General features: G+C 65.5%; 20 protein-coding genes. 13 read left to right on the top strand and 7 right to left on the bottom strand.

The features are described 5' to 3' along the window. Positions 1-184: 184 nt before the first annotated feature. From ACR9ZH_RS05200 to ACR9ZH_RS05185, 4 genes are read left to right on the top strand one after another with little or no spacing between them, the layout of a single operon-like run. Positions 185-2,992, top strand: a complete 2,808-nt coding sequence (locus ACR9ZH_RS05200; protein WP_481289697.1) for a TonB-dependent receptor — start codon at positions 185-187, stop codon at positions 2,990-2,992. Between the two features lie 14 nt (positions 2,993-3,006). Beyond that, positions 3,007-4,371 carry an APC family permease gene (locus tag ACR9ZH_RS05195; protein WP_481289696.1) on the top strand — a complete coding sequence of 455 codons (1,365 nt, stop codon included), beginning with the start codon at positions 3,007-3,009 and terminating at the stop codon, positions 4,369-4,371. Then, entirely contained in the window at positions 4,353-5,297 is a 945-nt protein-coding gene (locus ACR9ZH_RS05190; RefSeq protein ID WP_481289695.1) for a carbohydrate kinase family protein, read from the top strand. Before ACR9ZH_RS05195 ends, ACR9ZH_RS05190 begins: the two co-directional genes overlap by 19 nt. Then, complete coding sequence (locus ACR9ZH_RS05185) at positions 5,275-6,690, top strand: family 4 glycosyl hydrolase (protein WP_481289694.1); 1,416 nt, start codon at positions 5,275-5,277, stop codon at positions 6,688-6,690. The genes ACR9ZH_RS05190 and ACR9ZH_RS05185 overlap by 23 nt, the downstream gene beginning before the upstream one ends. Positions 6,691-6,713: 23 nt before the next feature. Here ACR9ZH_RS05185 and ACR9ZH_RS05180 read toward each other — a convergent pair whose 3' ends face one another. Together ACR9ZH_RS05180 and ACR9ZH_RS05175 are read right to left on the bottom strand one after the other, a co-directional pair. Next, positions 6,714-7,409, bottom strand: coding sequence for a dienelactone hydrolase family protein (locus ACR9ZH_RS05180; protein ID WP_481289693.1), 696 nt, complete (start codon positions 7,407-7,409; stop codon positions 6,714-6,716). Positions 7,410-7,502: 93 nt separating this feature from the next. Then, positions 7,503-8,189 carry a hypothetical protein gene (locus ACR9ZH_RS05175; protein WP_481289692.1) on the bottom strand — a complete coding sequence of 229 codons (687 nt, stop codon included), beginning with the start codon at positions 8,187-8,189 and terminating at the stop codon, positions 7,503-7,505. A 187-nt stretch (positions 8,190-8,376) separates the two neighbouring features. On the opposite strand from ACR9ZH_RS05175, the gene ACR9ZH_RS05170 reads away from it, so the two are divergent. The 3 genes from ACR9ZH_RS05170 to ACR9ZH_RS05160 all read left to right on the top strand — a co-directional run bounded on the left by ACR9ZH_RS05170 (position 8,377) and on the right by ACR9ZH_RS05160 (position 10,802). Next, entirely contained in the window at positions 8,377-9,333 is a 957-nt protein-coding gene (locus tag ACR9ZH_RS05170; RefSeq protein WP_481289691.1) for an MBL fold metallo-hydrolase, read from the top strand. A 19-nt stretch (positions 9,334-9,352) separates the two neighbouring features. Further along, a complete protein-coding gene (locus ACR9ZH_RS05165; RefSeq protein ID WP_481289690.1) occupies positions 9,353-9,856 on the top strand; it encodes a cytochrome P460 family protein in 504 nt (167 codons plus the stop codon). A gap of 115 nt (positions 9,857-9,971) precedes the next feature. Next, positions 9,972-10,802, top strand: a complete 831-nt coding sequence (locus ACR9ZH_RS05160) for an oxidoreductase (protein ID WP_481289689.1) — start codon at positions 9,972-9,974, stop codon at positions 10,800-10,802. A 15-nt stretch (positions 10,803-10,817) separates the two neighbouring features. Here ACR9ZH_RS05160 and ACR9ZH_RS05155 read toward each other — a convergent pair whose 3' ends face one another. Next, on the bottom strand, positions 10,818-11,750 hold the full coding sequence (locus ACR9ZH_RS05155; RefSeq protein ID WP_481289688.1) for an AraC family transcriptional regulator: 933 nt from the start codon (positions 11,748-11,750) through the stop codon (positions 10,818-10,820). A gap of 57 nt (positions 11,751-11,807) precedes the next feature. Further along, entirely contained in the window at positions 11,808-12,677 is an 870-nt protein-coding gene (locus ACR9ZH_RS05150; protein ID WP_481289687.1) for an SDR family oxidoreductase, read from the bottom strand. Between the two features lie 105 nt (positions 12,678-12,782). Here ACR9ZH_RS05150 and ACR9ZH_RS05145 point away from each other — a divergent pair, with 105 nt between their 5' ends. The 3 genes from ACR9ZH_RS05145 to ACR9ZH_RS05135 all read left to right on the top strand — a co-directional run bounded on the left by ACR9ZH_RS05145 (position 12,783) and on the right by ACR9ZH_RS05135 (position 15,046). Next, positions 12,783-13,676, top strand: a complete 894-nt coding sequence (locus tag ACR9ZH_RS05145) for a LysR family transcriptional regulator (RefSeq protein ID WP_481289686.1) — start codon at positions 12,783-12,785, stop codon at positions 13,674-13,676. A 91-nt stretch (positions 13,677-13,767) separates the two neighbouring features. Next, entirely contained in the window at positions 13,768-14,544 is a 777-nt protein-coding gene (locus ACR9ZH_RS05140; protein ID WP_481289685.1) for a class I SAM-dependent methyltransferase, read from the top strand. Positions 14,545-14,593: 49 nt separating this feature from the next. Then, positions 14,594-15,046 (top strand): acetyltransferase, encoded by a 453-nt coding sequence (locus ACR9ZH_RS05135; RefSeq protein ID WP_481289684.1) that lies wholly within the window; start codon positions 14,594-14,596, stop codon positions 15,044-15,046. A 28-nt stretch (positions 15,047-15,074) separates the two neighbouring features. On the opposite strand, the gene ACR9ZH_RS05130 is transcribed toward ACR9ZH_RS05135, so the two are convergent. Together ACR9ZH_RS05130 and ACR9ZH_RS05125 are read right to left on the bottom strand one after the other, a co-directional pair. Next, positions 15,075-16,946, bottom strand: a complete 1,872-nt coding sequence (locus tag ACR9ZH_RS05130) for a beta-ketoacyl-[acyl-carrier-protein] synthase family protein (RefSeq protein WP_481289683.1) — start codon at positions 16,944-16,946, stop codon at positions 15,075-15,077. A 65-nt stretch (positions 16,947-17,011) separates the two neighbouring features. Continuing rightward, on the bottom strand, positions 17,012-17,938 hold the full coding sequence (locus ACR9ZH_RS05125; RefSeq protein WP_481289682.1) for an AraC family transcriptional regulator: 927 nt from the start codon (positions 17,936-17,938) through the stop codon (positions 17,012-17,014). Between the two features lie 147 nt (positions 17,939-18,085). Between ACR9ZH_RS05125 and ACR9ZH_RS05120 the strand changes: the two genes are divergently transcribed. Continuing rightward, on the top strand, positions 18,086-18,844 hold the full coding sequence (locus tag ACR9ZH_RS05120; protein WP_481289681.1) for an SDR family NAD(P)-dependent oxidoreductase: 759 nt from the start codon (positions 18,086-18,088) through the stop codon (positions 18,842-18,844). A gap of 39 nt (positions 18,845-18,883) precedes the next feature. Here the strand turns inward: ACR9ZH_RS05120 and ACR9ZH_RS05115 are convergent, their stop codons facing one another. Beyond that, positions 18,884-19,813, bottom strand: coding sequence for a LysR family transcriptional regulator (locus ACR9ZH_RS05115; RefSeq protein ID WP_481289680.1), 930 nt, complete (start codon positions 19,811-19,813; stop codon positions 18,884-18,886). Positions 19,814-19,913: 100 nt separating this feature from the next. On the opposite strand from ACR9ZH_RS05115, the gene ACR9ZH_RS05110 reads away from it, so the two are divergent. Beyond that, positions 19,914-20,672 (top strand): SDR family oxidoreductase, encoded by a 759-nt coding sequence (locus ACR9ZH_RS05110; RefSeq protein WP_481289679.1) that lies wholly within the window; start codon positions 19,914-19,916, stop codon positions 20,670-20,672. 186 nt (positions 20,673-20,858) lie between these two features. Then, positions 20,859-23,513: response regulator (locus tag ACR9ZH_RS05105; protein WP_481289678.1), on the top strand; the 2,655-nt coding region annotated here is incomplete at its 3' end.

The following is a 23,513-nucleotide window of genomic DNA, read 5'->3' as shown; positions in this document are numbered from 1 at the left end:
CTGATCGGCATCCCTTCCTGATGGGCCGCGTTCGCGCGCGGCCGTGACATGACGTTCGCCTGATAGCGGCCCTCACCGTCGTCGGGACGTCCGTGCATGTCGAAGGTCGCTGGTCAGCATATCCGCAGCACGCGGCGGAGGGTCTCGTGCTGTCTCCAGCGACACTTTCGGGGTGGGGTGCATTGTGCGTAACAACCATGATCTGACGAAGAAGGCGCTTGTCCTGGCCATATGTACGGCCTTTGGTTTCCTTGGCGCGCCGGCGTTCGCGCAACAGGCGGCGCCGAGCGCGGATCCGCCGGCGGCGGCCGGGGACAAGACCGGGAAAGACAAGAGCGACAAGGACAAGGTGGTGCAGATGAAGGCGCTCAGCGTCGTGGCCAATCGCTACGAAGCGACGAGCATCCGCATGGACTCGGTCAATACCGTGGACGTGCTCTCGGCCAACGACCTGCAGCACACCGCCGTGCATAACGTGGCCGAAGCGCTGGGCCTGATGTCCGGCGTGAACGTGACCACTACCGGCACCGGATACTTCGGTGGCGTGGACGGTGCGGCGCGCGGTGAGGGCATGTTCGCCTCGGTGCGTGGCCTGCCGTCGGAGTACAACGTGAACCTGGTGAACGGCAGCAACGTCGCCCAGGGCATGCCGTACAGCCGCAGCGTGCAGCTCAGCCTGCTGCCGCCGTCGGGCCTGCAGACCATCGTGCTCAACAAGACCTCGACGGCCGACATGGATGGCGACGCCATCGGCGGCACCATCGATTTCCGCACGCCCAGCGCATTCGATTTCAAGAAGGATTTCAGCGGCAGTGTGACGGCCAGTGGCCGCAGCGAGAGCCGTGCCCGCGACTATGGTGGCAGCGGCCTGGGCGGTGGCCTCGCCGGCGAATTGCAGGGCAAGTTCGGTGCAGAGAAGCAGTTCGGCTTCTATGTCAGCGCCTACTACGACTACCGCAACATCGCCAACAGCGAGGTCGGCGCGGCGGAAAGCGCAAGCAACGACGGTTCCTGGGCCTTCCTGCATGCCACCGCGACAGGCGACAACGCCCCTGGCTACGATCCGCAGCACAACCTCACCAGCCTCGGCACCAATGTCGGTATCGCCTCGGGATTCGAGCGCCGCTACGGCGGCAACATGTCCTTCGACTGGAACATCGATCCCACCTTCCGCGCCTATGCGAAGCTGTCTTACGCCTATGCGCTGACCGAACAGAACACCACGTACAACCAGCTGCTGCCGCAGGACGTCACCTACGTGCCCACGGCGACCCCGGGCGTCTACTCGCCGAACATCGGCCGCATCGCCAACCGTTTCTGGTTCGAAACCAATCCCGAGCGGGCCGACCTCGCCACCATCCAGTTCGGCGCGGACAAGACCGCAGGGGGCTGGACGATTTCGCCGAACGTGTTCTGGAGCATCGGCCGCAATGACCGTCCCGAACATGTCGAGATCGACGGCCGCGAGGACAAGTACTCGCAGGATAACTTCGCCTACAACCAGAGTTCGTTGCTCTCCTACGGCGGCAGCCACTTCCCCTATCCGGTACTGACCCCGGCGCTGCTGAACTCGGTCAACAACATACAGAACATGTGGGCCAACGATTACGGTGAGGTCACGCGTATCCGCTCCGGCCAGAAGCGTGGCGGCGCCAAGCTCGATCTGCGTTACGACTTCGACGACGGTCCGGTGCAGTCGGTGAAGTTCGGCGTGAAGTACAGCGACAGCTCGCGCGAGTTCACCAATCGCGACTGGAGCACGGGCGGCATCAACGACGGCACCACCACGCTGGACGATCTCGGCATCTTCAAGGGCTATTACAACCAGATCTTCCCGGGCAAATACGCGTGGAGGACCCCGGACGTGAGCCGGGCCGCCGTCGCCGCCCTGATCGATGCGCATGTACAGCCTTCGGACCTGGATACCTGCAGCCAGCTCGACTACAACAACTTCAACTGCGACACCATGCGCGGTACCGAAGCGGTTTCCGCGGCCTATGCCATGGCGACGATCGAGCAGGGCCCGCTGGAGATCATCCCCGGGGTACGCTTCGAGCATACGTCCATCCACAATACCTTCTGGACCACGCCGCAGGATTCCGACGGCAACGAGCTGCCGGGCTACTTCTCGAACAACCGCACCATCTACAACGAACCGCTCGGCAGCCTGTTCATCAATTACCGTCCGGGCGGCAACGTGGTGTTCCGCGGAGCGATCTGGCAGAGCTATACACGGCCGGCATTCGTCCAGCTCGGTGGCGGCGAGCAGATCAGCGTCTCCAACGGCGTGACCACGATCACCCGCGGCAACCCGGACCTGGATCCGATCAAGGCCACCAATGTGGACCTGGGTGCGGAATGGACCACCGAGAGCGGCGGCTTCTTTTCGCTCACCAGCTATTACAAGAAGCTGCGCGACTACATCTACGACAGCGGCGGTGGGCAGGCCAACCCGAACACCTCGGGCGTGGGCACGGTGCTGACGAAGACGCCGACGAACGGCGGCGACGGCCGCGTGTACGGCATCGAAGCCACCGTGCGGCAGAAGTTTGAGAACCTGCCGGGGGCCTGGAACGGCCTCGGTTTCAGCGTCAATGCCACCAAGCAGAACTCGCGGGTGGACCTGGGCCGCGAGGGTTTCGCGAACGAGCGCCTGCAGCAGGCGCCGCGTACGATGGCCAATGCGGAGCTGTTCTACGAAAAGCACGGCTTCTCGGTGAACCTGAGCTATCACTACACCGGCTCGTTCATCTCCACGTACGATTTCCTCAACCAGGGAGCGCCGTGGGACGACCTGTGGCTGCGGCCGATCCGCCGCGTCGACCTGCATGTCGGTTATGCCATGGAGAACGGCCTCCAGTTCGACCTGCAGGTCAGCAACCTGACCAGGCAATACCAGTACTGGTCGCACATCGGCCGTTACAGCCTGGCCAATTCGGATATCGTCGATGCGGGCCGCACGGCGCTGGTTACCGTGAAGTACTCGTTCTGAGCGGGAGCGTATGCATGACGGGATGGCGCGGAGGCGACAGGCGGGCGGTGGCGGACGCGCCGCCCCGGGCGATCGGGTTCTGGGGCGGCCTTTCGGCCAACGTGCTGAACATGATCGGCATCGGGCCGTTCGTCACCATCCCGCTTGCGCTTTCCGCGCTGGCCGGTCCGGCCGTGTTCCTGGGCTGGATCGCCGGGGCCTTGCTTTGCCTGTGCGACGGGCTCGTGTGGGCGGAGCTGGGTTCGACGATCCCGGAATCGGGTGGCCCTTATCACTACTTGCGCGAGGCCTATGGCCGGGAGCGGGCAGGGCGGCTGTTCGGTTTCCTGTACCTGTGGCAGACCCTGCTCACGGCGCCGCTGTCGATCGGTTCCGCAGCGGTGGGCTTTGCGCAGTACGCGGGCTATCTGGTGCCCTCGCTCGGCAACGGCGCTCACGTACTCATCGCGGCGGTCCTGTGCCTGCTGAATACGGCGATCCTCTACCGCAAGGTCGGCGACATCCAGAAGCTGTCGCTGGTGGTGACCGTGGCCGTCGTGGCGGCCGCGGTCTGGATCGTCTTCACCGGGATTACCCATTTCGACACGGCGACGGCACGGCAGTTCATGGATGCGCCGGTGTCGTCGGGTAAAGGGTTCTGGCTTGGCCTCGGCGCGGTGTCGTTGATCGCGGTGTATGACTACGGCGGCTATAACAACGTGTGCATGCTCGGCGGCGAGATGCGGCAACCGCGGCGCACCATCCCGATGGCCGTGCTGGTCTCGATCCCGGTGGTGGCCGTGCTCTACCTCGGCCTCAACGTCAGCATCCTCGGCGTGTTGCAGTGGGAGGAAGCGGCGCATTCCAAGGCGGTGGTGGCCGATATGATGCAGGCCGTGCACGGTGCCTGGGGCGGCACGGTCGCGGTGGTGCTGATCCTTGTCGCCAGCTGGGGTTCCGCGCTGGTAGTGCTGCTCGGGTATTCCCGCGTACCTTATGCCGCCGCCGCGGATGGGCAGTTCTTCAAGCCGTTTGCCCGCCTGCATCCGCGCGACGGGTTTCCCACGGTGTCGCTGTTGTTCGTCGGCATCACTTCCGCGCTGGCTTGTTTCCTCTCGTTGGAGAAGCTGATCAGCATGCTCATGGTGGTGCAGATCCTGTTCCAGTACATCGCCCAGTGTTTCGCGGTGGTGGCCTTGCGTCGCCGTCCGCGCATCGCCGATGCGTTCCGCATGCCCCTGTATCCACTGCCCATCGCGATCAGCGTGGCCGGCTGGCTTTACCTCGTTGCCACCAGTGGCGTTTCGACCATGCTGACCGCCATCGTCGCCATCGCGGCGGGCAGCATCCTTTTCCTTTGGCAGGCACGGAGAACCCGCACGTGGCCGTTCCCTCACTGAAGCCCTGGGAGGTCGCGGTCGTCGGGGAGATATTCGCCGACCACGTCTTCACCGGCTTTCCCCATTGGCCACGTCCCGGCGAGGAAGTGATCGCGAAAGATTACCTGCGCGAACTGGGAGGCGGCAGCGTCAACACGGCCTGCGGCCTCTCGCGGCTCGGTCGCCGGGTGCGCCTCATCGGCTTGATCGGCGACGCCGACTTCGACTGGTTCGAACGCCGCCTGGGCGAGTTCGGCGTCGGCATGGACGGCATTCGCCTGGCGCACGACGGCACCGGCATCACGGTCAGCGTCTCCATGCGCGACGACCGCACGTTCTTCACCCACCCCGGTGCAAACCGCGGGCTGGCGGAGCTGCTGGCGGTCCCGGCCGTCGTCGCCGATCTCGCTGCGGCGCGCCACGTGCATTTCGCGATGCCGCTGGCGCGCGAACTGGCTGCGACCGTGCTGCCACTGCTCCGTGCTGCCGGATGCACCACATCGCTCGATGTGGGCCATGCGCCCGGCTGGCTGCGCGACCCGGCGAACGTCGCTACCTGCCGCGAGGTCGATCTGTTCCTGCCCAATGCCACCGAGGCCGGATTGCTCTGTGGCGAGACGAGCCCCGAGGCCTACATCGCATGGGCGCTGGATAACCAGCTGCCCCGCGCAGTGCTGAAGCGCGGCGCGCAGGGTGCCATCGCGGTGACCGGTGGCGTGCTCAGCAGCGTGGCACCGCCGTCGATCGAGGTGGTGGATACCACCGGAGCCGGCGATGCCTTCAACGCGGGCCTGATCGATGCCTGGCTCGACGGCGAACCCTTTGGCTCCGCGCTCGAGCGTGCCTGCATCTGCGGCGCCCTGTGCAGCACGGCCGCCGGGGCCCTCGCGGCACTACCCCATTCCCCCCAATTGAGGACCCTTCGTGAACAGACGTACCGATCGTAAGATCGCCCTGGTGGGAGGCGGCAGCGTTCGCTCGCCGCTGGTCGTGTTTGGCGTGAATGAAGCCGCGGAAGCGCTCGGCGCCGCCGAAATGGTGCTTTACGATCCGGACCCGGAGCGCCTGGGGGTCATGGTGGAGCTCGGCAAGGCGATCATCCGCCGTGGCGGTGGCCCATTGCGCCTGCGCGGTGCCACGTCGATCGAGGATACGATCGAGGGCGCGGACTTCGTCCTCAACAGCATCCGTATCGGTGGCATCGCCGGCCGTGCCGCCGACGAGCGCGTGGCGATCGAGCACGGCTACTCCGGGCAGGAAACCACCGGCCCTGCCGGGGTGGCAATGGGCCTGCGCACCATTCCCGTCGCAATCGAACAGGCCCGCCTGGTCGAACGGCTTGCACCGGACGCGTGGCTGGTGAACTTCACCAACCCCGCGGGCCTGATCACCCAGGCGGTGAGCGATCACAGCAAGGCGCGCATCGTCGGCATCTGCGACACGCCCACGGAACTCTTCCACAACATCGCCCGCGCGCTGGGCGAGCCGTTCGAAGCCGTGGAGTGCGACTACGTCGGCCTCAACCACTTGGGCTGGGTGCGCAGTGTTCGCGTACGCGGCGAGGAAAAGATCGATGCGCTGATCGACAGCGACGAGCTGCTGCGCAGCCTGTACCTCGCCCCGCTGTTCGATACGGACATGATCCGCACGCTACGGCTCATCCCCACCGAGTACCTGTTCTTCTATTACGAACGCCAGCGCGCACTGGCCAACCAGCGCCGCCAGGGCGGCAGCCGCGGCGCGGAGATCGCGACGCTCAACGATCAATTGTTCGCCACGCTGAGTGCGCGGCTGGCGGCCGGGCAGGGCGACGAGGCGGTGGACATCTACGCCGCCTACCTCAACCAGCGCTCCGGCTCGTACATGAAGCTCGAGGCGGAAGGCGGCTCGGCCTTCGACCAGGGAGTGAGCCTGGATGTCGATCCGTTCCGCGTTGCCACCGGCTACCACCGCATCGCCATCGACGTGATGAGCGCGCTCACCGGGGCGAAGCCCGGGCCGATCGTGGTCAATACACGCAACCGTGGCGCGGTGCCGGACCTGCCGGATGCCGACGTGGTGGAAACCTTGTGCGATATCTCGCTCGACAGCATCGAGCCGCGCAGGCTCGCGCCGTTGCCCGATGCCGTGGCGGGCCTGGTACGTTCGGTGAAGGCGTATGAGCGCGCCGCAATCGCTTCGGTGCTCGATGGCAGCCGCCTCGGCGCGCGCAAGGCCATGCTGATCCACCCGGCGATCGGTGAGTGGACACCGACCGCCGGCCTGCTCGACGCCTTGCTAGGCCACGCGAACGAAGACGGCGAGTGCCTTTGCCAGGGTCCGGTGCACCGGACCCTCTGAGGGGAGGCGCTTGCAGGACCGCGTCAGGTGAGGTGCTTCCTGAGGAACGTCCACGTGCGCGTGTTGGCCAGTTCCGCCGCCGCCGCATCGTAGTGCGCGCCACCATGCCGCGAGAACGCGTGATTGCAGCCGGGGTAGGTATGGATGGTGACGTTGGGGCGGCCGGCGAAAGCCGCCGCGATGGCCGCCTGGGCGTCCTTGGAGATGTACTCGTCGTCGCCGGCGAGGTGCATCAGGAACGGCGCGGTTATGTTGCCTGCCTCGTCGAGGTAGCGCTCGGTATCGCCCCCGTGGAAGGCGACGGCGGCGTCCACCTTGCTACGTGCAGCCGTGAGGAACGTCATCAGCCCACCCAGGCAGTACCCCATGACGGCGACCTTGCCATTCGCGCCGTCCATGGTCCGTGCCGCCGCGACGGTGGCCGCCACGTCGGCGACGCCGCTGTCGCGGTCATAGGCCATGTACAACGCAAGGCCGGCTTTCCAGTCCGATTCGGAGGTGACGCTGAGATCGACCCCCCGCTGTTGCCGCCAGAACAGCTCCGGCGCCACGGCGATGAAGCCTTCGGCGGCAAGCGCCTCGCAGGTCTGGCGGATATCGTCGTTCACTCCGAAGACTTCGTGCAGGACGACCACGACCGGTGCATTGTCGCGGTCGGGGCGGGCGACGTAGGCGGCGAATTCGCCGGCGTTCGTCTTGACGGTCATCGCATTGCGCATGGGGTGGTTCCTTCAGGTTAGCCGGACAGACGGAAAACTTTGCCCTTTCCCGCACGAGGAGTCTTGCACCGCCCTGCTAAGTGGCGAAGCGGCTCACGACACAGGGCTGTGACCGCCGGAAGCCTCGGGCAATGCCGCAGCCAGCTGTTTCTGAAGTATCTGCAGGTGGTTGACCGCCTGCTCGAGCATGGCGGTCATCTGGCTGGCCACGTGGAGGAATTCGCGTGGATGCACGGTGTCGGTGCGAAGGTCGGCGACGGTATCGACAAGCCCGGTGCCGTTCATCAGCACGCCCATGTCGCGCGAGATCGTCAGGTCGACGTCCCTCTGGCTCGCATAGACGGCGGCATATTTCTGCATCCGGTCGTGATCGATCCATCCGGCGGACTGGTTCGCCACCATCACGTCCCAGGCCTCGTGGCGCAAGGTAGGGAACATGAGACCGAGGTCGAAGCCGTCCTTGGTGGCGCTCAGCACGTGCTGGGCGATGGCGTCGTCGCCGGCGCCTGATTTGAGGTCGCTGCTCACCTCGTCCCTGAGACGCTTGAGGCGCTCCAGCTGGGCCATGTCGTGGCGCAGATCGTCCTCGCACTCGGCGAGGTTGGCCCGGATCTCCGCCTCGATCTCGGCGCTGGCGATCTCGGCCGCGTGCCGGTGGTGCGTATGTTCGATCCAGGCTTCGAGTCCGAGAGCGGTCAAGATGCTGAGCACGATCATCAGATAGTGCTTCGCGAAATCCTTGAGCGAGTGCAACCGGACCTTCAGCACTTCGAGATGCATGGCGCGTTCCTGTTCCTGCGGGGCGAGTGGCGTGGCGGGCGGCAAGGATAACCCAGCTGGAGGCGGGCTTGCGGCCGGCCGTGAGGTAATCGGTACAGACAAAAAGACCTCGCCCTGACCAATACGACGGTATTTCCCGTCGCCATGCTGGGCGTCCCTACCCGGGGTGCCGATAAGGAATCCCAACATGATATTCCTCAAGTGCATGCGCTCCGTTCCGGGCAAATGGCTGCTTCTACTGACCGGGGGCCTCCTGGCTTCGTCGACTGCCATTGGCCAGGCGGCGAAACCGGTCAGCCCGGTCATCAAGATCAACCAGGCCGCCGCCACCACGCCCATCGAGAGCACGCGCTTGCGCGGTCCGTTGACCATGCTGTCCGGGTCCGGCGGGAATATCACGGTGCTCAATGGAAAAGAGGGGCAGTTGATGGTGGATGCCGGTATCGCGGTATCGCGTCCGCGTGTCGAAGCCGCACTGCGGGCCCTCGGACCTGGCCCGGTCAAATACGTCGTCAATACGCACTACCACTGGGACCACACTGATGGGAATCCCTGGATTCACGAGGACGGAGCCACCATCGTCGGCACGGCGGGCACGGCGCGTCGCGTTTCCACTGTCACGCGGGTAGACGACTGGGACTTCACCTTCCAGCCACTGCCGGCGGGTGGGGTGCCCACCGAAATCGTTTCCAAGGACAAGACCTACCATTTCGCGGGGCAGACCGTCTCCGTGAAGCTGCTTCCGCCGTCGCACACCGACACGGATCTTTACGTCGTCTTCAAGGAGGCTAACGTGGCATCCCTTGGCGATTTGTTCTGGAATGGCGTTTACCCGTTCATCGACAACGAGAACGGTGGCGGCATCGATGGGATGATCGCGGCCGACGACGCGATCCTCGCCCAGGTCGATGACGACGTCATGCTGGTCCCGGGCCACGGTCCCGTCGGCACCAAGAAGCAGCTGAGGGACTTTCGCAACATGCTCGCCGGCATCCGGGACAATGTGGCGGCCCTGAAGAAGCAGGGAAAATCACGCGATGAAGTGGTGGCGGCGAAGCCTACCGCGAAATACGATGCCGTCTATGGCCACTTCGTGATCGATCCGGACTTCTTCACACGCATCGTATACGACGGCCTGAAATAAGCGACGGATAGGGGGCACCATGCTGTGTAAATCGTTGCTGGTTCTGCTGGCACTCGGAGCGTGTTCAGTAGTACGTGCGGGTGATGACGCATCGCCCGTCTACGGCGTCAGATTGCCCGCCGGCTACCGGAACTGGCAGGTGGTGAGTGTGGCGCACGAGGCCGGCAACAATAACGATATAAGGGCCATTCTTGGCAACGACATCGCCATGAAGGCCTTTCGCAGCGGTACCTTGCCCTTTCCGGACGGCTCGATCATCGCGCGCGTTGCCTGGAAATACGAGGCGTCCCCTCGCAACAACGCCATCTTCGGCCGGGAGCAATCCTTCGTCGCCGGCGATCCGACGAACGTGCAGATCGCCGTCAAGGACTCGAAGCGTTACGCCGGCTCCGGTGGATGGGGCTACGGACAATTCGAAAACGGAAAGCCGAACCCGGGCAAGGCACTGACGCAGTCCTGCTTCGCCTGCCACCAGAAGCTGCCTGCCAAGGACGATTTCGTCTTCACGAAGTACTCGCCGTGAGGGCCAGCGGGCGGCGACCGGGCCATAGGATCGGGCAAGCCATCCATATCCTGGGCCATGGGACGCCAGCGGTAGGGCGCCTACGATTGTCTACGTTCCCGACCAGGAGGCAATCATGAACACGAAGACGTTTTTCATCACGGGAGTGAGCAGTGGCTTCGGCGCCGCGCTTGCCGCTGAAGCCCTGAGCACGGGCCATCGAGTCATAGGTACGGTCCGCAACGAGGAGGCGCGGCAGGCTTTCCTCGCTGCGAACCCGGGCGAGGCTTTTGCGGTCATCCTGGATGTCACCGACACGGAGGCAATTCCGGGCGTCGTGGCCGAGGCGGAATCGAACATCGGGCCGGTCGACGTGCTGGTTAACAACGCGGGATATGGCCACGAGGGCATCCTCGAGGAATCGCCCCTCGAAGAGATGCGCCGCCAGTTCGATGTGAACGTGTTCGGCGCCGTGGCGGTGACCAAGGCCTTCGTGCCGCGGTTCCGCGAACGCCGCCGCGGGCACATCATCAATATCACGTCGATGGGCGGCTACATCACGATGCCGGGCATCGCCTATTACTGCGGCAGCAAGTTCGCGCTGGAGGGCATCAGCGAGGTGCTGGGCAAGGAGCTCCATGCCTTCGGCGTGCACGTCACCGCCGTGGCGCCCGGAAGCTTCCGGACGGATTGGGCCGGCCGCTCCATGCGGCGCTCGCCGCGCAGCATTGCCGATTACGACGCACTCTTCGACCCCATTCGCCGCACCCGCGAGGAAGTGAGCGGCAAGCAGCTCGGAGACCCGCGCAAGGCGGCAAAGGCCATACTGGCCATCACCGAGGCTCCCGAGCCGCCGGCACACCTGCTGCTCGGCAGCGATGCCTTGTCCCTCGTACGGGCCAAGCTCACTGCCCTTGCTTCGGACATCGACACGTGGGAAGAACTCAGCCGAAGCACCGACGGTTGATCGATCGCCGGCCGGTCAATGCGAGGACACGTAGCCGGAGGGCACCAGGTGCTCCGGCATGGCGAAGTGCCGTTTCATCCGCTCGACTTCTTCGCCGGGCGGACGCCCGAACAATCGCTTGAACTCGCGGCTGAACTGCGAGGGGCTTTCGTAACCGACGGCGGCGGCGGCCGCTGCCGCCGTCGCATGCTGCCGGAGCATGAGCAGGCGCGCCTGGTGAAGGCGGGTGGACTGCACGTAGCGCATCGGCGAGGTGCCGGTCATGGCACGGAAGTGCGCATGGAAGGTCGGTACGCTCATGTTCGCCTCGCGGGCGAGCTCGTCCACGGTGAGGCCGTCCGCGTAGCGGCCGTGGATGATGCTGAGCGCGCGCGCCACCATGCTGAACCTGCCTTGCTGCGACAGCGCCGCACGCAGCGAGCCACCCTGGTCGCCCGACAGCACGCGGTAATAGATTTCTCGCATGAGCGCGGGCCCGAGCACTTCGCCGTCCGGCGGATGGGCGAAGGCTTCGAGGAGGCGCAGGACGGACGCAGCGAGCGCGTCTTCCATGGGCGAGGCATAAAGTCCGCGCGGTTCCGCGGAAGAGGGCCCGCGGAGCCCGTCGATCTCCAGGCAGAGTTCCGCGGCGACGGCGTGGTTCAGGCGGAAATAGATCGCCAGCAGCGGTTCGTCGGCGGAGGCATCCGTTTCCATCGTGAACGGCACGGGCACGGAGACGACAAGGTACTGCTGGTCGTCGTACACGAAGGTTTCGTCACGGAGGAAGCCCCGCTTGCGTCCTTGCAAGACGACGACGATGCCTGGCTCGTACAGGACAGGCGTGCGGCTCAGTGGCCGGTTGGAACGAAGCAGGCGGACGTCGGGCAGCGGCGTGAGCGTGTAGCCCTCGTCTTGCGCCAGGGCGAGGAGCAGGGAGAGCGTGCGTCGGCGGGTTTCGGCATGCATGGTCTAAGGCGCGGAGCCAGCTGGTCGGGCTGGCTTGTTCCCGCGCATGATAAACGTTCAGCCCGCCGCCGCGACCTCGGCAACGAAGTCGCGATAGGAACGCAACGGCCGGCCGAGTATCGCGGTCAGGCGTTCGACGTCGCCGTCCTCCGGGATCATGCCGTCGCTGACGTAGCGTTCGGCCATCAGGCGCATCTCGTAGGCCATCCACTTCGGCATGAAGGCGGCCGCGGTCTGCTCGAACCCGGCGGGATCGTCGCCGGCGTATCCGACGGGGCGGCGCAATGCCTCGGACCAGATGGCGGCAATGCTCTCGCCGGTCAGGGTGTCGGGGCCGACCACATTGATCGTTTCGATCGGAAGCCGGGTCGCCGCCTGGTCCCTGCGGATGAGTTCCAGTGCCGCCACCTCGGCGATGTCGCGCGCATCGACCATGGCGACGCCTTTGTTGCCGATCGGCATGGGATACACGCCATGTTCCAGGACCGCGTCCTTGATCATGAGCTCGTTGTCGATGAAGTAGCTCGGACGCAGGATCGTCGCTCCGAAGCCCATCTGTTCGAGCATCCGCTCGGCACCGTACTTCACGGCGAAGTGCGGCACGTTCACGAAGCGGTCGGCGTGGATGACCGAGAGGTACACGATCCGCTCGATGCCCGCTTCGCGAGCCAGGTTGAGGGTAATGATCGCCTGGGTGAATTCGTCGCCGGTGACGGCATTGAGCAGGAAGAGGGTGCGCACGCCCTGGAGCGCGGCTCGCACCGCGTCGAGGTCGAGCAGGTCGCCCCTGGCGACGTCCACTTCAGGAGGGAAGCTTGTTTTGGACGGGTCACGTGTCAGCACGCGCACCGGCGCGCCGCGTTTGACGAGTTGATCGACGAGGTGGCGGCCGACGCGGCCTGTGGCACCGGTTATGAGGATGGTCATGGCAGTTCTCCGAGGTGGTTGGGAATGTGCTGGCCATGTTATCGATCCAATTTCGTGCGCATAGACGCTATTCTTGGACGCGTCGTCCCACCAGTGAGACAATCCATGGACCTCCTCGCCCTCGCCGATTTCACCCTGGTTGCCCGCCATGGAGGCTTCGGAAAAGCAGCCCGCGAAGCCGGCCGCCCGAAAGCCACCCTGTCCCGGCGCGTGGCCGAACTGGAGGCGGGACTCGACCTGCGTCTGTTCGAAAGAGGCGCACGGTCGCTCAAGCTCACGGAAGAAGGGCGGGCCCTGTACGAACGAGCCGGCCTCCTGCTCACCGAACTGGAAGAGACGGCCGCCGCGATCGCGTCGGGCGGCCGAACGGCGCGCGGCAGGTTGCGCATCAGTGCGCCCCTGCTTTTTTCCCAGACCGCCATGGGGAAGATCGCCGCAGGTTTCGCGCTCAGGCACCCGGATGTGCGACTGGAGATCACCGTGGAAGATCGCCCTGTCGACATGATCGAAGAGGGCTATGACCTGGTCATTCGCGTCAATCCGGATCCCGACGCGACCCTGATTGGGCGGATCTTCCTGCATGACCGGCTGGTCGTCGTCGCGCATCCGGAACTCGCCCGGCCGACCGATGGAGGACCCGTGCCGGCCGTCGTTCGCGGCCCCCTTCAACACGATGACGCGTGGGCGCTCAAGACGGCGGCGGGCGCGGTCACCCTGGCCGTAAGGCCTGTCCTCAGCTTGTCGTCGCTCGTGATGATCCGGGACGCGGTACGTGCCGGCGTGGGCGCAGCACGCCTGCCACTCTCGCTGGCCAGCCCCGATCTGGCCTCCGGAGCCTTGGTGCACTGGGCCGATGTGGATGGCTCCGACATCGCGCTCTGGGCGCTTTACCCGACACGCCGGCTGCTCAGCGCACGGGTATCGGCGTTCCTGGATTATCTCCGGGAAGCATTTCCTCGCGGCACGCCCGACGAACTCGCCGCGTACATCGGGGGCTAGGGCCATCGCCAGGTATGGCGGCCGGGCCGTCGCAGGACTACGCTCTGGCTTCCGCACGTCGAAGGGCCACGGGCCCGAAGGAAGGCGAGGCATGAAATCCACTCTTCTGGCCGCGGTCGTTGCCGCCACCGTCTTTTCCCAGGTCACGCCCGCGGCGACTCCGCCTCCCAACAACGCCGCCATTGCGGCCGCAGTCGCCGATGCACACCGGCCGGCCAAGGACACCGAGCAGGACGCCGTCCGCCGGCCAGCCGATCTGCTCGCCTTTTCCAGGGTGAAGGCCGGCGATACCGTGCTGGATGTCTGGCCCGGCGCCGGCTACTGGAGCCGGCTGTTCTCCCCGATCGTGGGGGCGAAGGGAAAGGTGTATGCCTACGTTCCTGCCGAGATCGCCGGCTTCAAGAGCGATCCGGTGGCGCTGGCCAAAGCCATCGGAAACGAGCCCGCGTATCGCAACGTCGAGGGTATTTCGGACCCGCTCGCGCAACCGCCGCCGGCGCACATGCTCAACACGTTCGATGTCGTGTGGACCTTCGAGAACTACCACGATTTCCACGACAGCTTCATGAAGGGGGCGAGCGTGGACGGCTTCAACCAGGCCATCTTCAAGCTGCTCAAGCCCGGCGGCTATTACGTGATCGTGGATCATGCCGCGGCGAAGGGCTCGGGACTGAAAAACACCGAAGACCTGCACCGGATCGATCCCGCAACGGTGAAGGCCGAGGTCGAGAAGGCCGGATTCGTCCTGGACGAGGAGTCGTCGCTGCTTGCCAGCACGTCGGACGATCACAAGCTCAAGGTGTTCGACCCGGCGGTGAAGGGCAAGACGGACCGGTTCATGCTGAGGTTCAGGAAGCCCGCGAAGTAGTCATACCGGCGACGGGCTTTAACGGGACTGTCCGATTTATACTTCGTGGATGATCGAGATACGAAGATCCCGTCCCGCTGATGGTGGGCGTGCCGTCGAAATCTGGCGGCGCGCCGTGGATGCCACGCACGATTTCCTTTCCCCCCGCGATCGCGAAGCGATCGACGAAATGGTGTGCGGCTTTCTGCCCCAGGCGCCGCTTTGGCTCGCGGTCGACGAGAACGACTACCCACTGGCCTTCATGCTCATCGACGACGGTCACATGCAAGCCTTGTTCGTCGACCCGTCCTCCCGGGGGACCGGCGTTGGCGCCGCGCTGGTGCGCCATGGACTTTCGCTTCATCCCAGGATGACCACCGACGTCAACGAACAGAACGGCCAGGCGGTCGGCTTCTACGAAAGGATGGGGTTCAAGCGGACGGGCCGCTCGCCCGTGGACGATCAAGGCCGTCCCTATCCACTGATACACCTCGCATATTCGCCGGTTTCCCAGACCGGCTAGCGCGCGAATCGAAGGCGCCGTTACGTCGTCATTCCAGCCCGGTCCAGCGATGCATTTCCGCCATCGCAAGAGCCAGTCTGGGGCTGCGCCGCGCCACGCGTTCGCGTTGCTCCCGTTCGCTGCGGATAGCCGGCCAGGCGTCCAGATACGCTGCCAGCGCTTCCGGGTCGCAGTCGTAACGGGCAAACGCTTCCGGTGTAGCGGATCGCAGTGCGACGGCACCGTTGTAGCCGCCGAAGCCTTGCGTGGCACAGATGGCCCCGCCATCGGCGTTGCCGGACGAGGGATCGGCCTGCAAATGGAAATGGGCAGCGATCTCGGCCAGGTCCGGATCGAGCCGGCGAAGGGTAGGGACGCCCGGGGCCGGTCGACCCAGCACGAACTGCAAGGCTTGCGACAACGCCTTGAGGCCGGTCTCGCCCATGGTATGACCGTCGCCGACGGCCTTCGGCGTGCCGACGAAGAGCCTGGGCAACTCGCCCTCGATGCCCTGGCGTTGGGCTGCACCGCGCAGGCCGGCCCATGCCGTGCCCAGGTCGGTCTTCGAGTTCGTCCGGGTGCCGGTGGCGTGTGCCGCGAGATACTGGAAGTCATGGACGCCGTAGCCGTGCCCCTGGAAGGCCATGTCCAGGGCCTGTACCAAGGCGTTCTCGCCGCCGAAGCCTACGCCGGCAAAATGCGCCTTGCCGCCGGCTTCGGCACTCTGGCCCCAGCCGACGATGATCGAGGTGATGTCCAGCCGGTTGCGCAAGGCGAACTCGAGCGTGGTCACCAACAGCCCGGAGCCGCCGTGGCCGACGACGGTTCCGTCGGCGTCGACGTCGAACGGCGCGAGCGAATCGTGCACGCTGCGTTGGCTGCCATCGGCATGGGCAGCGTTCTTGGCGGCGAGCTTCTCGCTGGTCATCAAAGCGCCGCCGCCGAAGGCCTCGAGGATGCCGTAGCCCGGCTGCAAGGCCGCATCGGCGGCCGTGAGCAGCGCCATCTGGGGCTTCTGGAATCCGGGGTAATCGAACAGCAGCTGCGGCGCGATGTCCGCGAGTGCGATGAGGCTCGATGCGCACGCGCCCACCGCGGTCAGCGGGCTCTGCGGCACGCGCATAAAGCCGACGTTGTCGGAGCGCAGCGACTCGCGCAGTTCCGGATTCTTCAATACGCGGCTGATGCTGTAGCTCGGCGCCAGCATCGTCGAGACCAGGGCCGGACCGTGCGAGCCCAGGGAATGCGACAGGCGCACGGCGAACGTGTCCTTCGGGATGCCGCCCGGAGGCAGCGGTGCATCCGGCCTCAGCCACTGGGCCAGCGCATCCATGCCGCCGAAGGCGGTGGCCGATGCGATGCGGAACCCGAACGGATCGGGCACCAGCTCGGACAACGGACGCGGCAGCCCGGCGAGGGCACCGAGGGCGCCATAGGCAAAAAGCTGCGCCTGCAACGACGGGCTGAGCAGCGGATCGTCCTGGAACAGGCCGTGCATGTCCCTGAGCTTCGAAGCACGGATGTCCTCGTAGCGCAGGCCGGCCAGTCTGCGCAGGCCGCCTGCCTCGAGGTCGTGCGGCAGCGGTGCGGCAATGTCCGTCGCCACGCGCGGCGCGACTTCCACCACGCGGGGTAACCGGCGGATACCGATGTCGGCACGCAGGGAATCGCCATGCAGGCTTTCGAGCTCAGCCAGGCTCACCGGTTCGCCGGCATGTTCGCCCGTGGCCCAACGCATGCCGTGGGCGGCGTTCTCGACGGCGGGATCGATGGTGACCAGGCCGGCATCGAAGGCTGCCAGCGGCAGGAACTCTTCCGACCTGGCGACAAGGGCCTGGTAGGTCTCCGTCGAGCCCACTGCCGAGACGGAGCAGGCGGTGCCGACGGTGACAAGGACTTGGTTGCTTTTCAACTTGGACATCTGGGAAAGGGTACCTATGAGGCCCCCGTACCTCAATGGATGTTTTTAGCTGGCGGCGGATGTCCTTATCCGTTGGCCAGTCCCGCATGAGTGCGCCCTTCCATGAGCGCGGCAAGGCCTTGCGTCGCATCCCGCTTGGGCGGCGCACCGAACATGCGTGAATATTCCCGGCTGAACTGGGACGGGCTCTCGTAGCCCACCTGAAAACAGGCAGTCTCCGCGTTGACAGCGCCGGAGATCAGAAGTCGACGGGCTTCGAGCAGCCGGAGGCGCTTCTGGTACTGCAGCGGCGTCAACGAGGTCAGGGCCTTGAAATGACGGTGTAGCGCCGATGGGCTCATTTGGGCGATGGCGGCCAGTTCCTCGATGCGTACCGTTTCATTGAATCGGCCACGCAGGTTCCGTATTGCCTCAATGACGCGTTGAGGCGGGCCATTGACGGAGATCATCCGCGCGACGTCGCCGCCATGAGGCCCGGCAAGAAGCCAATAACAGATCTCGCGCATGATCACCGGAAAGAGCGTGGGAATCGCCTTTGGAGTATCGAGCAGGCGGACGAGCCGCAACGCGCATTCCTCCAATGGCCCGCGAAAATCCGTTACGAAGACCCCGCGTGCGGTCTCGCCTTTCGGCGTCGGGGGTGGCACATCGATGTCCTCCGCCACCGAACGCATGATGGCGACGTCCAGTTCGAGAGCGAGTACGAGGCAGGGCTTTCCCGGGCTCGCTTCGGCAACGCGGCCGACCGAAGGCGTCTCGACGCCGACTACGAGCGCTTCGCCGGCACGGTATTCCAGGCGCTTATCGCCAAAGCTCGCCCATTTTGCGCCTTGTGCCACGACGCAGACGGCGGGTCTGAAGATCATGTGCGCCGGCGGCTTGGGATGATCTGACCGAAGAAAATAAAGCCCGTCGATAGCCGTCGCGACCACGTTCTTATCGGCCTGCCGATCGGTGTAGTGGTGGATCGCTTGCGCCAATTGCTCCGACACGGCGGATCCTCTCCTTCGCGCGCGGCGTCCGAAGATAACCGGGCCGACAGGAATAGGCAAGAAATGTGCGGCTTCCGGCATTCCGCTGGTCAAGAGCCAGGAGTCTTATAGGGAGGAGCCAACTGGTGGCGCGAAAAAAGGTAAGAAATGTCGGACAACAGAATTGCGGTCGTGACCGGAGGCAGCAGAGGCATCGGACGTAACGCCGTGCTCTGCCTGGCCAGGCGAGGGGTGCGGTCGATTTTCACTTATCGCTCGAACCGTGCGGAAGCCGACAAAGTCATCGAGCTTGCCCGCGAGGCAGGAGCACAGGCGGTCGCGCTTCGGCTCGATACCGGTGAAGCGGCTTCTTTCGATGGTTTCGCGGGCCAGGTGAAAGAAGCGCTCGCCGCATTGCACGCAGATCGCTTCGATTACCTCGCCAATGTTGCAGGGACATCGTCCAGCGCGGGGCTGGAGTCCATCACCGAAGCGGAGATGGACGCGCTCTATAACGTGCACTTCAAGGGAGTCTTGTTTCTCACGCAGAAGCTGCTGCCCCTGATGCGTGACGGCGGCCGGATCGTGAATGTTTCTTCCGGCTTGGCTCGGTTTTCCATGCCGAACCGAATCGGCTACGGACCGATCAAGGCCGCCGTCGAAGCGTTGACACGCTATATGGCGATCGAACTGGCGACAAGGCGCATCGCCGTGAACGTGGTTGCGCCTGGCGCGATAGCCACCGATTTCAGCGGCGGGATCGTCCGGGACAATCCGCAGGTCCACAAGATGGTCGCCGACCAGACGGCGCTTGGCCGTGTCGGCTTTCCGGAAGACGTTGGACCGGTGATCGCGGCGCTGCTTTCCGATGACTTCGGCTGGGTGAACGTCCAGCGCATCGAGGTTGCAGGTGGCACGCACATCTAGCCGGGCGAGTCGGCCGTTGCATGCTGGGCCCCTTCTGGCTCACTTCTTCGAGCGGCCGGTCCATCGCCATGCCGGATCGCCCAGCATGTCGGCGAAATAGTTGGCCACCGCGTCTACCTTCGCCGGCCGGTTGCGTGTGGTCGGCGAGACGAAGTACAGGCCGCCGCCCGGCTGTTCCCACTCGGGCAGCAGCGACAGCAGGCGTCCGTCGCGCAGGTACTCCGTGGCCATGAACTCGGGCAGCGCGGCGACGGCCTGGCCGGCCAGCAACACCGGCAGCAATGCCTCCGAATTGGTCACGCGCAGTCGTCCCCGGGGATGAACGACTTCTTCCTTCTTGCGCCCGTTGCGAAAACGCCATACGTCGCTTCCCGCGCGAAACGCATAAGCAAGACAGTGCGCAGGATCCAGGTCGCGCGGGTGCCTCGGCTTGCCGTGTCGCGCGACATACGCCGGTGCCGCGACCGTATAGCGCGACACCGGGCAGATGAGCCGCGCGGCCAGGGACGAGTCGGGCAGGGATGCTATGCGCAGCGCGGCGTCGAAGCCGTCGCCGATGACGTCGACGACCGCGTCGGACAGGTGCAGGTCGATGGACAGTTCCGGATAGCGCTCGAGCAGTGCCGGAAGCAGGGGCGCGACCCAGTGCACGCCGAAGGTCATCGGCACGGCCAGACGGACGGTGCCTCGCGGCGACGCGGTCTGGTCGCGGGCCAGCCCCTCGGCCTCCTCGGCATCGCGATAGAGCTGCGTCGCACGTCCGAGGAGGCTTTCGCCGAACGCGGTGAGCGCGAGCTGGCGGGAGGTGCGGTTGAACACGCGTGCGCCAAGGCGCTTTTCCAGACGGGCTATGCCCCGCGACAGCGTTGGCACGGAAAGGTCGAGCTCCCGGGCCGCGGCTGCAAACGAGCGGGACTCGGCGATCTTGGCAAACAGCGCGAGGCCTTCGAAGTCCGGGAGCTTTGACATTTCATTTCTGCAACGATGGCTTTCATTTGATTCTATTTCGTTCGTACCGGTCCGTCGATACAGTTTGCCCATCAGCTAACGACTCATCGAGGAACCATCCATGTCACGCAAGCTCGAAAACAAGATCGCCGTCGTCACGGGCGGCAGCACGGGCATCGGTCTGGAAACCGCGCGCCAGTTCGCCCTCGAGGGCGCCGCGGTGTACATCACCGGCCGCCGCAAGGCTGAACTCGACGCCGCGGCAGCGTCGATCGGCCCGCAGGCCACCGCCATCCAGGTGGACTCGGCAAAGCCCGGCGACCTCCAGCATCTCGTCGACGTCGTCAACGCGGACCACGGCCGCATCGACGTGCTGTTCGTCAATGCCGGCGGCGGTTCCATGCTGCCGCTGGGCGCCATCACCGAAGAGCACTATGACGACACCTTCAGCCGTAACGTGAAGGGCACATTGTTCACCGTGCAGACCGCATTGCCTATCCTGGCCGATGGTGCATCCGTCATCCTCACCGGGTCCACCGCCGCATCCACCGGTACGCCCGCCTTCAGCGTCTACGGCGCATCCAAGGCTGCCATCCGCGCCTTCGTGCGCAACTGGATACTCGACGTCGACAAGAGCCGCAGGATTCGCTTCAACACGCTGAGCCCGGGTCCGACGCGCACGCCGGGCCTCGTCGACCTCGCCGGTCCGGATGCAGCCCAGCAGCAGGGCCTCCTCGACTTCCTCGCCACCCAGGTGCCACTGGGCCGCGTGGGTGAGCCGGTCGAGATCGCGCGTGCCGCCGTGTTCCTCGCTTCCGACGATGCGAGCTTCGTCAATGGCACGGAGTTTTTCGTCGACGGCGGGCAGGCTCAAGTGTAAGCATCAAGGTCCCGCCGAGTCGCGCGATGATCCTGGCGGGGCCGCTGTAGCCGCACGATTGAAACCAGCGGGTGCAGAGCCCGCGCCGTGATGTCCTGATCCAGCATCACGGTGATCGCGCAATTCCACGCTTTCTTCACAGCGTTCTGGGTTTCAATTCACGGCTGCCTTCAGTCCACGAAGCCCATGACTCCTGAACTCCGGACGCGCGATAACGCCGTCCTCGTTGCCGTCGTACTGTTGCTCCTGGTCACCTTGGGTGCCGACACAGTTACCCCGCTGGGGTATGCGGTCTGGTGCCTGTACTTCATCGGCGTGGGTCTCACCCTTTTCCAGCCGCGCACCAGCCTGCCTTTCACGACGGCGCTGGTGGCGAGCCTGTTCGTGGTGGTTGGCGCCAAGCTCTCCCCGCAGGGCCTGAGCGGCCCTTATGTCTTCGTCAACCGGGCGATCGGCATCGGCTCCGCATGGGCGATGGCTGCCGTGGTCTGGCAGGCGTTGCGTTCCCGCGCCGCCACCGCGCGCCTGCTCTGGCTGCAGGAAGGGCAAACCGCGCTGGCCGAGGCATTGCGTGGCGAGCAGACACCGGAAAGCGTGGCTTCCAACGCGGCCCGCGCACTGGCCGACCGCGTCGGCGCGGTCGTCGGTGCGTTGTACCGGCTGGAGGGCGACCGCTTCGTGCTGGCCGGCGGCATGGCCTTGCCGGACAGCCATCCTAGGACGCTACCCGTCCGGGAGGGCCTGCTCGGTGAGGCACTTACCCGGAATGCCGTGCGCAGGTTGCGCGACGTCCCGGCTCAGCACTTGCAGGTTGCGTCAGCCCTCGGCCGCAGCGCGCCGGCCGAGCTGCTCTTCATGCCTGTGATGGCCGACGGCGTACCGATGGGAGCGCTCGAACTCGGCCTGCTCGGCGGGGAGGATCCCTACCACGCGCACGAAGCCCTCTTGGCCCAGAGCGTGGAGACCGTGGGCATCGCCATGCGCACGGCGCTCTTTCGCCAGCGCCAGGCGGAGCTCCTGGAGGAAACCCAGCGCCAGAGCGAGGAGCTGCAGACGCAGCAAGAGGAACTCCGCGTCGCCAACGAGGAACTCGAGGAACAGAGCCGGGGCCTGCAGCAGTCGCAGGCGAACCTGGAAGCGCAACAGGCCGAGCTGGAGCAGACCAACGTCCAGCTGGAGGAGCGCACCCACGAACTCGAACGCCAGAAGCAGGCGCTGGTACAGACCCAGGCGGAGCTCAGCCGCAATGCGCGGACCCTGGAGGCGACCAGCCGCTACAAGTCCGAATTCCTCGCCAACATGTCGCATGAGCTGCGGACGCCGCTCAACAGTTCGCTGATCCTGGCCAAGCTGCTGGCCGACAACAAAGGAGGGACGCTCACCCCCGAGCAGGTCAAGTACGCCGAAGCCATCCATGCCTCGAACAACGACCTGCTGGCTCTCATCAACGACATCCTGGATCTTTCGAAGATCGAGGCGGGGCATGTGGAGTTCGCGCTCGAGCCCGTGGGGATACCGGCGGTCGTCGAGCGGCTCGAGGAAACCTTCCAGCCGCTGTGCCGCGAAAAGGGACTGGAGCTGCGCATGGAGGTGGCGGTGGGCGCGCCGGCCGAGCTGGTCGGCGATCTGCAGCGTCTCCTGCAGATACTCAAGAACCTGCTCGCCAATGCTCTCAAATTTACCGAGGCGGGCTACATTTCGCTGCGCATCGAGGGTGCGGCAGGTAAGCGGGTCCGCTTCGTAGTATGCGACAGCGGCATCGGCATCGCGCCGGAGCAGACCGGGGTGATCTTCGAAGCGTTCCGCCAGGCAGACGGCAGCACCAGCCGCCGTTTCGGCGGCACGGGGCTTGGATTGTCCATTTCCCGCGACCTGGCCCGCCGTATGGGCGGGGACATCTCCGTCGTCAGTGAGCCAGGCCGTGGCAGCTGCTTCACGCTGGAGATCCCCCTTGGGCCGGACGCGGTCGCAACGCCGAGCCTCGACACTCTGCAGAGGACCACCCCGCCGACGGATGGCCTCACCATTCCGGGCACCGCAAGCCAGGACTCTCCGCGCGAGGTGACCTCCGCTCCCCTGGTGGCCGACGATCGCGCCGAACGCGCCAGGCCGGGGCGGCTCATCCTGGCGGTCGAGGACGATCCGGTCTTTGCCGAGGCGCTCGTGGGGCTGGCCCATGAGCTCGATTTCGACTGCGTGGTCGCGGGCACCGCCGAGGAGGCGCTGCGCATGGCGGCCGAGATGGCGCCGAGCGGAATCCTTCTCGACATCGGCTTGCCCGACGTATCCGGACTGAGCGTCCTGGAGCGCCTCAAGCGCAACTCCGCCACCCGCCATATCCCGGTGCACGTGGTCTCCGCGATGGAGCGGTCGCAGGTGTCCCGCGAGCTGGGTGCCGTGGGCTACCTGTTGAAGCCCGCCAGTCGCGACAAGCTCGCCGATGCCATTCGCCAGCTCGAAGAACGTCACCAGCGCGCCATGCGGCGCCTCCTCATCGTGGAAGACGACGAGCAGCTGCGCCAGAACCTGACCCTGCTCCTGGCCAGCGAATCCCTGGAGATCGTCGCCGTCGGCAGCATCGAGGCGGCCTTGAAGGAACTCACCAGTTCCACCTTCGACTGCATGGTGACCGACCTGGCGTTGCCCGACGGCACCGGCTACGACCTCCTGGAGAAGATGGCCCAGGGCGAGAGCTTCGGCTTCCCGCCGGTCATCGTCTATACCGGGCGTTCGCTCACCCGGGACGAGGAACAGAAACTCCGCCGGTATTCCAAGAGCATCATCATCAAGGGCGCGCGCTCGCCCGAGCGGCTGCTGGACGAGGTCACGCTGTTCCTGCAC

Source organism: Luteibacter sp. SVR4-7G (genome assembly GCF_056755555.1).
Note: the sequence above shows the minus strand (reverse complement) of the source record. Positions and strands in the feature narration are given on the sequence as shown.